The organism is Collinsella aerofaciens ATCC 25986 (assembly GCF_964259375.1).
Taxonomy (GTDB): domain Bacteria; phylum Actinomycetota; class Coriobacteriia; order Coriobacteriales; family Coriobacteriaceae; genus Collinsella; species Collinsella aerofaciens_BO.
The window spans coordinates 73,710-85,187 of sequence record NZ_CAXVJM010000001.1; the positions used below are offsets into that span (position 1 = coordinate 73,710).

Consider the following 11,478-nt stretch of genomic DNA (forward strand, 5'->3'; position numbering starts at 1 on the left):
CGTCGACGATGGTCGGCGCCCTTTTTTATGCCGTATCGTGTTGAGGCGCGTGCGAGGTTTCTCGTGACAAAAAGGCGCCCGAGCAGCATTTGATCTACTCGGGCGCCTTTGATTGGCTATGGCTTGGTGCCTACTGACCCGTAGAGGGATCGGGCGTGGGCGTAGGCGTTGGAGTGGGGGAACCGCCCTCGCCGCCGCCTTCGCCACCGCTACCGTCGCCGCCGGTGGAGCCGCCGGTCGTTCCGGTGCCACCGGCGGTGCTGCCGCCCGTGGTCTCGGTGGTCGTGGTCGTAGTCGTGGTTGTCGTAGTCGTGGTCTCTTCCTCGTCGTTGTCCTCGGTGTTGCTTTCCGTCTTCTTGGTGTTGCTGGTGCCGTAGAACTTCCAGACGTTGTTGTTCTTGTACGTGGGGGCCGTTCCGGTTGGGAACTCCTCGCGGTTGGTGCCGGCAAGGACGGTGTTCATGAACTTCTTAAAGACGGGCAGGTTAGTGCTGTCGCCCAGCAGGTCCGTGCCGTACTTTTGGATGGGAATCTCACCTGCGGAGTAGCCGGTCCACAGGGCGCATGCCAGCTGCGGGGTGTAGCCGCAGAACCACAGGTTGGTGGTGTTGTCGGTGGTACCTGTCTTGCCGGCATAGGGCTGGTTCACGCTCAGAGCGCCGGCGGCACCCGTGCCGCTGCCCTGCATGACGCCGGTCAGGACATCGGTCACTGCCGCGGCCTCGCCGGTGGAGAGCACCTGTGTGGGGTTATCGGTGTGCTGGTACAGTACCGAGCCGGTTCGCGAATCAATCTCGGTGATGGCGATCGGCTGGCGATAGTAACCGCCGTTGGCAAACGTGGCATAGGCCGCGGCCATCTCGAGCGGCGAGATGGAGCCGGTGCCGAGAGTCATGACGGGAACGTCCTCGATATTGTCCTTAGAAGGATCGATGCCGAGCTTTTTGACGAGCGACATGATCTTGTTATTGCCGATAGCCTCTGCAACCTGGATATAGCCGGTGTTGGAGGAGTATGCCGTCGCCTGCTTGAGCGTGATGGTGCCGTAGCTTTGGTTGGCGTAGTTTTGCACCTCGGTCGTGGTGCCCTTGGCCTTGAGCGGCGAGTTGCAGTTGAGGGTGACGTTGGGGTTCATGCCGTTTTGGATGGCAGTGGCCAGCGTAAAGGCCTTAAACGTGGAGCCCACAGGACGCTTGGCCGTGGCGTGGTTCACGTGGTTCTCGTCGGCGTTATAGTCGTAGCCGCCCACCATGCACTTGATGTAGCCGGTCTTGGGGTCGACGACGACCATGCCCATGTCCAGGCCGTCGAGCGAAAGCGTGTCGAGCTGGGCACGCACGGCCTCCTCGGCAGTCTGCTGCATCGTGGGGTCGATGGTGGTCTTGACAGTTAGGCCGCCCTTAAACAGCACGTCGGTGGAGAACTCCTGCTCCAGCAGCTGCTTAACATAGGCGACAAAGTAGGGCTGCGAATACACGTCGACGCCGCTGCCCGAAATCTCGGTTACGTTGAGGGTGATGGGCTCTGCCTGCGCGGCGTCGTGCTCCTCCTGGGTGATGTGGCCCAGGCGCAGCATGTTGTCGAGAACCTTGTTGCGGCGAGACAGTGCCAGATCGGGATTGACCGTGGGGTCGTACTGCGAAGGCGAGTTGGGAAGGCCGATGAGCAGCGCGGCCTCGCTCAGGGTGAGGTCGGCGGCGCTCTTGGACAGATAGGTCTCGGCGGCGGCCTCGATGCCGTAGGCACCGTGGCCGTAATAGATGGTGTTGAGGTACATCATAAGGATCTCGTCCTTGGAGTACATCTCCTCCATCTTGATGGCGATATAGGCCTCGCGCACCTTACGCTCGATGGTCGAATCGAACTGCTCCTCCTGCAGGATGGTGTTGCGTACCAGCTGCTGGGTGATGGTCGATGCACCCTCGTGGCCACCGGAGACGGTTGCCACGGCAGCACGCGCGATACCCCACAGGTCGATACCGCCGTGCTCGTAGAAGCGCTCGTCCTCGACGTCGACGGTGCCCTGCAGCACGTACGGAGAGACCTGGTCCTTGGTGACGGACTTGCGGTTTTGCGTGTAGAAGCTCGCGATCTTGTTGCCGTTGCAATCGACGATCTCGGTGGGTTCACTCACCAGATAGGCGTTGGCGTCGGTATAGTCGGGCAGATCGGACAGCCAACGGTTGACGTTGCCGATCATGCCGATGCCAAACGCTACGCCCGCGATGAGCAAAAAGCCCAAGAACGAGAGCAGGATCATGGGCAGGGCATGCGTCTTGGAACGACTGCGTCCCTGTCGTTGGCGAGGACCCATATATTGACCTCCAGGTATGTCGTGCCGGGCGGCGGGTGCGCCGCTGGGGCAGGATGGACATAAGTTATTACACGATAAACCAAACGAGGCGCGCGAGGCCTCGTGTATGCTGGATGACGGCATTTTTCAGAGTGAATGCATACCTTGTTGGTAAGGAGTTTGCCGATGGCGATTCGGGCGATGGGGTCGAGTGGACAATATGGGAGGAAGCCGGGGGCTGCTGGGATGGCGCTGCCCGAGCTGTTGGCGCCTGCGGGCGGGCTCGATCAGATGCTCGCTGCCATCGCGGCGGGTGCCGATGCCGTCTATGCGGGCCTGGGCGGGTTTAACGCCCGCGTGAGCGCACACGGCTTTACCGACGACGAGTTTTTGCGCGGCTGCGTCGTGGCGCATGCGCACGGCGTGCGTGTATACGTGACGCTCAACGTGTTTGTGTTCGATGACGAGTTGGCCGACGCGGTGGCGCTGGGGGCGCACGCGCATGAGTTGGGTGCCGATGCCTTGATCGTGGCGGATGCCGGTCTGGCCTACGCGTTGCGCGCGGCGATTCCCGCGGTCGAGATTCACCTGTCCACGCAGGCGGGCGTCCATAGCGAAGGCGCCGTGCGCCTGGCTGCCGACGAGCTGGGCGTCGAGCGTGTGACGACCGCGCGCGAGCTGGCGGTCGACGAGATCGCCGCCCTGTGTGCTACCGGCGTGCCTATCGAGGTATTCTGCCACGGCGCGATTTGCATTGGATATTCGGGTGCCTGCGAGTGTTCGGCCCTGCGGCGTGGACGATCGGCGATGCGCGGCGACTGTACGCAGCCGTGTCGCTTGGCGTACGACCTGGTGGACGAGGCGGGAGAGAGCGTCGTTTCCGTGGAGGGCGATCGTCTGCTGTGCCCGCGCGACTATCTGGGCATTGCGCACCTGCCTGAGCTTGTTGGGGCCGGGGTGGCGTCGCTCAAGATCGAGGGCCGCATGAAAAACCCCGACTACGTGTTCAACGTGGTGCGGGTGTGGCGTCGTGCGCTCGATATGCTGCGCGATGGCGCGTGGGATGCCGCTGTCGTGTCGGCGCTTGAGCGCGAGCTGGGCAGGTCGTTCAACCGCGGGTTTACCGATGCGTATCTGCGGGGACGATCGGGTGCTGAGCTCATGAGCTTTGAGCGTGCGATTAACCAGGGCGTACGCGTGGGCCACTTGGTGACGGTGGGTCACGAAGAGGTGACCGTCGAGCTCGATGCCGCCGTGGCCGCGGGCGACACGCTCGAGATCCGGTTCTATCCGGGTGCCGATGCACGCCCCGATGTGCCCAAGCGCTGGCCCCAGGTGCCCTGCCCGGTGGATGCGGCGGCGGGGGAGCGCGTTGTCGTGCACTGCAAGCGTAAGGTGGATGCGGGATGCGAGGTGTACCTGATTCGCAGCGCTGGCGTGTTGGGGCAGACGGCAACGGCGCTGGAGCACATGCGGGTCGAGGCGGACGCGGTCGTACCCGTAGCACGAGCCGTTGAGATACTGCCCTTTGAGGGCGCCGTGACTGTTGACGACGTGCCCGAGGCGGCGTTGACGGAGCCGACGGAAAAGGGGGCTTCCGCTCGCATGGTCTTTGCCTGGCAGCTGATGGATGCCGACCCGTGCGGCGAGCGCGATCTGTCCGATGCGACCGTGGTGCTCGACGAGGTCTGCCGCGCAGCTGATGCCTCGCGTACCCGCTCGCTTATGCGGCGTGCCGGGCGCGTCGTCTGCCGTAATCTGGGACAGGTGGCGATGGCGCGTGAGCTGGGCGTGGCGTTTGACGTTGCGGCACCGGTGTTTTGCGCGAACCGGGTTACGCTTGCCTGGCTACGCGGGCTCGGCGCGGGCCGTGTGTATTTGCCTGCCGAGCTTGCCGCCGACGACGCGGAGCGTGTTGCCGAGCTTGCCGCTTGCCCCGGTGTCTTGGGGCCTGTCGACGCCCACCGCCCCGAGCTCATGGTGTGCGAGCACTGCTTGCTGACTGCCGAGGGCGCCTGCGCCACGGATGCGACGGGGCAGGTCCGTTGCCGTGACTGCTCGCGCCGTCAGCAGGCGCGCTTTTTGGTCGAACGCGACGGCACGCGTTTGCCGGTCGCCGTTGACGCGTGCGGCAGGACGAGGATTTTCCTGTCGTAGGTGTTCGGTCGCGCCGTTTTGGTTATTATTAGTGGGTTTATGAACTTCGAGCACCGCCGTATCCGGTGAGGGTGCTATAGCAAAAGGAGGATACCCAATGCTGTCTGTCGACGAGCAAATGCGTATCATCACCTCGGGCGCAGCGCAGATCGTCCCCGAGGCCGACCTTCGCAAGAAGCTTGAGAAGGGCGAGCCCCTCAACATCAAGCTCGGCGTCGATCCCACCAGCCCCGACCTGCACCTGGGCCATGCCGTGCCCCTGCGCAAGATGCGTCAGTTCCAGGACCTGGGCCACAAGGTCACCCTCATCATCGGTAACGGCACCGCACTGATCGGCGATCCTTCGGGCAAGAACTCCACCCGCCCGCAGCTTTCGCAGGAGCAGATCGAGGCCAACGCCGAGACCTACGTGAGCCAGGCCATGAAGATCCTGGATCCCGAGAAGACCACCATCGTGCACAACGGCGACTGGATCCTGTCGATGGATCTGGCCGGCCTGCTGCAGGTGTGCTCCAAGTTCACCGTCGCCCGCATCCTCGAGCGCGATGACTTTACCAAGCGCTATCAGTCCCAGACGCCGATCGCCCTGCACGAGTTCCTGTACCCCGTGATGCAGGCCTTCGACTCCGTTCAGATCAAGGCTGACGTGGAAATGGGCGGCACCGACCAGCTCTTCAACCTGCTCGCCGGCCGCGAGCTTATGGAGAAGATGGGCATGGAGCCGCAGATCGCGCTTACCATGCCGCTGCTCGAGGGCACCGATGGCGTGCGCAAGATGTCCAAGTCCTACGGCAACTACATCGGCCTGACCGATGCTCCCAAGGACATGTTCGGCAAGACCATGTCCATCCCGGACGAGATGATCGGCAAGTACTATCGTCTGGCCAGCTCGCTCACCCCGGCCGAGGTCGACAAGATCGACGCTGCCCTGGCCGACGGTTCCGCCGATCCCTATGAGCTCAAGCGTGCGCTGGGCCGCGACCTGTGCGACACCTATCACGGCGCCGGTGCCGGTGACGAGGCTCAGGCCGAGTTCGACCGCGTGTTCAAGGAGGGCCAGCTTGCCGACTTCCCCGAGAAGCACGTTGAGCTGACCGTCAACGACGAGGGCCAGATCTACCTCGCAGGCCTGCTTAAGGACCTGGGCCTTTCGGCGAGCGCCGGCCAGGCCCGTCGCGACATTGACGGCGGCGGCGTCAAGATCAACGGCAAGGCCGTGGCTCCCAAGAGCTACAACATCGACCCGAGCGCCCTCAAGCTGGGCGACACCCTCTCCGTAGGCAAGCGCAAGGGCTTTAAGTTGGTCTAGCAAGTAGGTCAACCTAACATGTGCAATAGGGCCGCAGCCGGAACGATTCCGGCTGCGGCCCTTTGAGTTGCGGTGAAATAGTTCCTAAAAATGCCATACGGCGCCCAGGCAGGAACTATTCCACCGCAACTTTTCTTCCGCACCCAAGGGATCATTTGGCGGTGCCGTTAAGCGGAGAGGCGTATTGTTGACCCATCGTTTGGGCATACAATTGCTATTGGCTTGCTGCGGTGAAGGCTCGTCCGCTCCGCAGTTATTTCTACAGGTAAAGGAGTATGTATGTCCGTTGAGGTCATGAGGTCTGTGATTGATGCAGCCGAGGGTCGCGTGCCCGTCGACACGCTGTTTACCAATGCGCAGATTGTCGACGTATATGGCCAGCGCGTGGCGCCCGGTAGCGTTGCCGTCAAGGATGGCGTAATCGCCGGCGTGCTCTACGACGGTCGCGACGATGTCGCCGGCACCTACGAGGCGACCGAGGTCATTGACTGCCAGGGTCGCTATATCGCCCCCGGCTTTATCGACGGACATCTGCACATTGAGTCCTCGAACATCCGCCCCGCCGAGTACGCGCGCATGGCGGCGACGCGCGGTACCACCACCGCCATTGCCGACAGCCACGAGATCGCCAACGTTTCCGGCCTGGACGGCCTGCGCTTTATGATCGAGGACGGCCGCCGCGCGCCCATTTCCATCAAGTACATGATGCCCTCGTGCGTGCCCGCGCTGCCCGATGAGCAGGCCGGCGCTGTGATTACCGCCGCCGATATGCAGGCGTTTTTTGCCGAGCATCCGGGCGACGTCTTTGGTCTGGGCGAAATGATGAACCTGCCGGGTGTCTTTACGGCCGACCCCGAGACCTGCGCTCGCATCGATGCTGCCAACCAGACGCCGTCCAAGCAGGTCGACGGCCATGCGCCGCTCGTTGCCGGCAAGGACCTCAACGCCTATGCCGCGGCGGGCATTATCGCCGACCACGAGTCGACGATTCCCGAGGAGGCACTCGACAAACTGTCCCGCGGCATGTATGTGATGTTGCGCGAGGGTACGTGTAGCCACGACCTGGCCAACCTGTCGCCGATGCTGCTGGAAAACCCCGCCCGTGCCCGCCGCTGCTGCTTCGCGACCGATGACCGCGCTCCCTCCGATGCACTTTCGACCGGCATGATCGACAATGCCTGCCACGTGGCTATCGAGGCCGGTATTGACCCCGTGGTTGCCATCTCTATGGCGTCCCTGTCCACGGCCGAGGCGTTTGGCCTGGACCACGGTTGCCGCGACCCACACGAGCTACGCGGCGCAATTGCCCCGGGCAAGCGTGCCGACCTGCTGGTGCTCAATGACCTGACGTTTGCCAAGGCTCCGCATCGTGTTTATGCCGCCGGTGCTTTGGTGGCGCAGGACGGCACCTTTGTGGGCGAGATTGCACCCGAGATGGCCGAGGTTGCGGCCCTTGCCGATGAGCTGCGCGCCTCCGTTAAGCTGCCGAAGCTTTCGCTCGACGTGTTCGACTATGCCTTTAAGCCGGGCGAGGCTGTGATTGACGTGGTGCCGGGTAAGGCCATCACGGGCATGGCTCGCCCCGAGAGCGCCGAGGGCCTGCGCCGCATTATGCTGATTGAGCGCCACGGCCGCGGCGTGTCGCTGCAGGTCGAGGGCGTCGACGGCGACGGTCCCGCTGGCCTGGGTCTTGTCGGCAAGCATATCGGTCGCGGCTGGGTGCGCGGCTTTACCATCACGGGTGGTGCCATCGCCTCGACGATCGGACACGACTCGCACAACGTGTGCGTGGTGGGCGACAACGCGGCCGATATGATGGCTGCCGTCGAGGCCGTGGGCCAGGGCGGTCACGTGCTGGTGCGCAACGGCGAGGTCGTGGCGCGCATTCCGCTGGCGCTCGGCGGCCTGATGAGCGAAGGCACGGCCGAGGATGTCGCCGCGCAGCACGACGACTTTATGGTCAAGGCGTGCGCCATGGGTATTGAGCCGCCGCTCGACCCCATCATGGGCATCATCTTCCTGCCCCTGCCGGTGATTCCGACGCTCCGCATCCGCCCCGAGGGCATGTTCGACGTCACCACCTTCACATACGCCGACTAGTCATTAGGCGTTCCTATTTTGCCCGGCACTTGGGGACGGTCCTTGCGGCGCTCCGTGAAGACTGTCCCCAAATTAGCTACCCTGCCGGGTTGCTGCTGCTAGGCGAGGGCAGCCATGATGGCGCGGGCGACGCCGTCATGGTCGTTGTCGTATTCGGTGATGGCGTCGGCGGCGTCGCGGTCCTCGGGCTCGGCGTTGATCATGGCCATGCCGTGGCCCGCTGCCTGCAGCATGGGGATGTCGTTGATGTTGTCGCCGAACGCCCAGGCGTCGGCGAGACGCTCGCCCAGGTGCTCGCATAGCCACGTGAGGGCCGTTCCCTTGGTGGTGCCCGCGCCCATGACCTCGATATTCATGGCGTACGAACGCGTGACCTCAATGCCTCCGAGCGTGTCGAGCTCCGCCGCGATGGCGTCGCGATCGGCTGGGTCGTGCCAGTACATGGCGATGCGTTCGAGCGTCTCGACCTCGTCGATCTTGCTGTCGATATCTATGTCGATCGGTGTTCGTGTGCGCTTGAGCGAAGCCGCGATGTGGGGGTCGCCGCCGCAGAATTCGTCCAGGCGCGTGTAGAGCGAGCGGGGGAGGAAGCACTGCCCGTCCGCGAAGATATCGAAGGTGACGTCATGGCCGGCGGCAATGCTATGGACGCGGTGGGCGATGGCGCGGTCGAGCGGTCGGCTCAAAATGCGCGTAGCACGTGAGGTATCGGTGGGCACATCGTCGTCGAGCTGCCAGACGCTGGCACCGTTGGCGCAGACGGCATAGTGCACGGCGGGATGGGCGAGGATGGGCTCAAAGACGCCCGACAGCGGACGTCCCGTGCAGGGCACAAATTCAATCCCGCGTCGAGCGAGTTCGTCGAGCATCGCCCAGGTGGCGTCGCTCAGCTGCTTATCACTCGTCAGCAGCGTTCCATCCATATCGGAAAACACAATCATTCGCTGCGATCCTTTCTACTGGCATAAAAAGCGTGGCCGAGGGCGGTGATGCCCTGGCCACGCTCGGGTTCTATAACGGTCCGCGTCCTAGCGATCGGCGAGCGGCTTGTACTCCAGCGGCTCGATAACCGGGCGATACGCGGGACGGATGATGCGGTGCGCGCAGAAGAGCTCTTCCATGCGGTGCGCCGACCAGCCTGCCATGCGGGCGACGGCGAACAGCGGCGTAAAGAGCGTCTCGGGTACGCCGAGCATCTTGTAGATAAAGCCCGTGTACAGGTCAATATTGGCGCAGATGGGCTTGGTCATGCCATGGTCGCGCATGACCTGGGGCGCCAGGCGCTCGATGCGCTCGATGAGTGCGAACTCTTCGCCCAAGTCCTTCTTGGCTGCCAGTGAGCGCGCGTAACGGCGGCAGACCTCGGCGCGCGGGTCGCTGAGCGTATAGACGGCGTGGCCCATGCCGTAGATGAGGCCGGTGCCGTCGAAGGCCTGCTTGTCGAGGATCTTGCCCAGGTAGGCCGCGACCTCGTCCTCGTCCTCCCAGTTGGAAACATGCGCGCGGATGTCCTCGTGCATAGACACGACCTTGGCATTGGCACCGCCGTGGCGCGGGCCCTTGAGCGAGCCGATAGCCGCGGCGTAGGCGGAATACGGGTCGGTGGCCGAAGACGACAGCACACGGCAAGCGAAGGTGGAGTTGTTGCCGCCGCCGTGCTCGGCATGCAGCATGAGCATCACGTCGAGCAGCATCGCCTCATCGCGGGTGAACGCCATGCCGCCGCGCAGGACCTGCAGAATGGTCTCGGCGGTGGAGAGGCCGGGCGTGGGGTGCGGCACGTGAACCTCGGAGCCGCGAAGCTTGGCAATCGAGGCCATGTGGGCGAAGGCGGCGATGCGCGGGAGACGTGCGAGCATGGAAATGGCGACGTCGATTTCGTGCTCGGGCGTGATCACGTCTGGTTCGGCATCGAAGGCGTAGAGCAGCAGCACGGCGCGCTGGAGCACGTTCATGATGCTCGACGACACCGTGGTCATAGGGAACTCTTTGACGTACTCGTCGCTCAGATGTCTAAAGGCGCCCAGGCGCTCGCAAAAGCCGTCGAGCTCTTCCTTGTTGGGCAGCGAACCCGTGATAAGCAGATAGGCGACTTCCTCGTAGCCGTAGCGATTCTCGGCCTGGGCATTGTTGACCAGATCCTCGATGCTGTAGCCGCGAAGCGTGAGCTTGCCCTGATCGGGCACGACCTTTCCGTCGACCTTGTTGTAGCCGTGCACATCCGAGATGCGAGTGAGGCCCGCGACCACGCCCGAGCCGTCGGCATTGCGCAGGCCGCGCTTGACATTGTGCTCAACAAACAGGCCCTCGTCATAAGGGTCGGTCGGCAGGCCGTGGTAGAGGCTTTCGCTCTCAGGCGAAATCTGGCGGCTTGCTTCGTAATCCAGAACCAGGCGGCTCAAGTGGTCATCGAAGCGGTAATAGATTTTCTTGGCGTCGTAGGCCATGCGCGCTCCTCTCCGGGCCGCATCGGGGTGACTTGCATGGGCATGCGCGCGTCAGGCTATCCCCAGCGGCTTGCTCGCTACAGGCGGTACATAAAGTTGAAGACGTCCTCGCGCTGGATGGACACGTTGACGCCCGAAAGCTCGCCGGCCTCGGCCAGCGCCTTCTGCAGCTCGGCGAAGTCGAGCTTGGACTCGGCGGTATCGGCCAGCATGGTCATGGTGAAGATGTCCTCGATAATGGACTGCGTAATGTCGCGGATGTCGACGTTGGCCTCGCCCAGAACACGGGTGACGCCGGCGACGATACCGGGGCGGTTCTTGCCAAGGACGGTGATGACGATGCGGGAGGACGAGATCTCGGCCATGGGAAACCCTTTCGCGTGGTTGCGGCGCGCGGGGGCGCTCCGCTACGGTACAGTGTTCATCATTGTACCTGTCTGGCGCCAAAAGGGGTGTGCTTGCTGCGGCGTTACACGTCTGCAACATGGATGAAGGTTCGATGGGGTGCGTGCTCGCTGAGGTTGGCCACGCCGCATTGCACAAAGACCGTGAACCTTTTGTGGGACGCGCGGCGCCGTGGTACCATAGCCGAGTTTGTTGTCTTGGTCGGAAACCAAGACGCCTTATGCGCTGATCGGTAACCAGCGCCTGACCAATAAGGAGTCCTACCATGAAACAGGGTATCCATCCCCAGTATGTCGAGTGCACGGTGACGTGCTCCTGCGGCAACACCTTCAAGACGCACGCTACCGTGTCCGAGATGAAGGTTGAGCTTTGCAACGAGTGCCACCCGTTCTACACCGGCCAGCAGAAGTTCGTCGACACCGGTGGACGCGTCCAGCGCTTCGCCGACAAGTTCGGTGGCGCCGCTGCCGCCCAGCTCAAGAAGGCCGAGGAGGCCAAGGCTGCCAAGGCTGCCAAGGCTGCTGAGGCCGAGGCCGCTCGCAAGGCCGCCGCTGAGGCTAAGGCTGCCGAGAAGGCCAAGCGTGCTGCTAAGTTTGCCGAGGAGGCTGCCAAGCAGGCCGCCGAGGCTCCCGCAGAGGCTCCCGTCGAGGAGGCCGCTGCCGAGGCCGAGACCACCGAGGCTGCTGAGTAAATAGCTCGCCGAGGAATCGCTCGCATTCATGGCAAAAGGGCCGTGCATCCAATGGGGTGCGCGGCCCTTTTCATTT

At 63.4% G+C, this 11,478-nt stretch carries 8 protein-coding genes; 4 read left to right on the top strand and 4 right to left on the bottom strand.

The features are described 5' to 3' along the window. Positions 1–130 precede the first annotated feature (130 nt). On the bottom strand, positions 131–2,314 hold the full coding sequence (locus tag ACEXKH_RS00400) for a transglycosylase domain-containing protein (RefSeq protein WP_373572666.1): 2,184 nt from the start codon (positions 2,312–2,314) through the stop codon (positions 131–133). A 165-nt stretch (positions 2,315–2,479) separates the two neighbouring features. On the opposite strand from ACEXKH_RS00400, the gene ACEXKH_RS00405 reads away from it, so the two are divergent. The 3 genes from ACEXKH_RS00405 (at position 2,480) to ACEXKH_RS00415 (ending at position 7,859) form a co-directional block, all read left to right on the top strand. Further along, entirely contained in the window at positions 2,480–4,450 is a 1,971-nt protein-coding gene (locus ACEXKH_RS00405) for a U32 family peptidase (protein ID WP_373572667.1), read from the top strand. Between the two features lie 97 nt (positions 4,451–4,547). Beyond that, the gene (tyrS, locus tag ACEXKH_RS00410) at positions 4,548–5,759 is read left to right on the top strand and encodes a tyrosine--tRNA ligase (protein WP_196033333.1); all 1,212 of its coding nucleotides are present in this window, start codon (positions 4,548–4,550) and stop codon (positions 5,757–5,759) included. A gap of 279 nt (positions 5,760–6,038) precedes the next feature. Beyond that, positions 6,039–7,859 carry an adenine deaminase gene (locus ACEXKH_RS00415; RefSeq protein ID WP_373572668.1) on the top strand — a complete coding sequence of 607 codons (1,821 nt, stop codon included), beginning with the start codon at positions 6,039–6,041 and terminating at the stop codon, positions 7,857–7,859. Between the two features lie 98 nt (positions 7,860–7,957). Here ACEXKH_RS00415 and ACEXKH_RS00420 read toward each other — a convergent pair whose 3' ends face one another. The 3 genes from ACEXKH_RS00420 to ACEXKH_RS00430 form a co-directional block, all read right to left on the bottom strand. Then, on the bottom strand, positions 7,958–8,800 hold the full coding sequence (locus tag ACEXKH_RS00420) for a Cof-type HAD-IIB family hydrolase (RefSeq protein WP_373572669.1): 843 nt from the start codon (positions 8,798–8,800) through the stop codon (positions 7,958–7,960). A gap of 87 nt (positions 8,801–8,887) precedes the next feature. Next, a complete protein-coding gene (locus tag ACEXKH_RS00425) occupies positions 8,888–10,306 on the bottom strand; it encodes a citrate synthase (RefSeq protein WP_055310358.1) in 1,419 nt (472 codons plus the stop codon). Positions 10,307–10,383: 77 nt separating this feature from the next. Next, the gene (locus tag ACEXKH_RS00430) at positions 10,384–10,671 is read right to left on the bottom strand and encodes an ACT domain-containing protein (protein WP_006235289.1); all 288 of its coding nucleotides are present in this window, start codon (positions 10,669–10,671) and stop codon (positions 10,384–10,386) included. Positions 10,672–10,976: 305 nt separating this feature from the next. Between ACEXKH_RS00430 and rpmE the strand changes: the two genes are divergently transcribed. Next, a complete protein-coding gene (gene rpmE / locus ACEXKH_RS00435; RefSeq protein WP_006235303.1) occupies positions 10,977–11,402 on the top strand; it encodes a 50S ribosomal protein L31 in 426 nt (141 codons plus the stop codon). Positions 11,403–11,478: the final 76 nt, after the last annotated feature.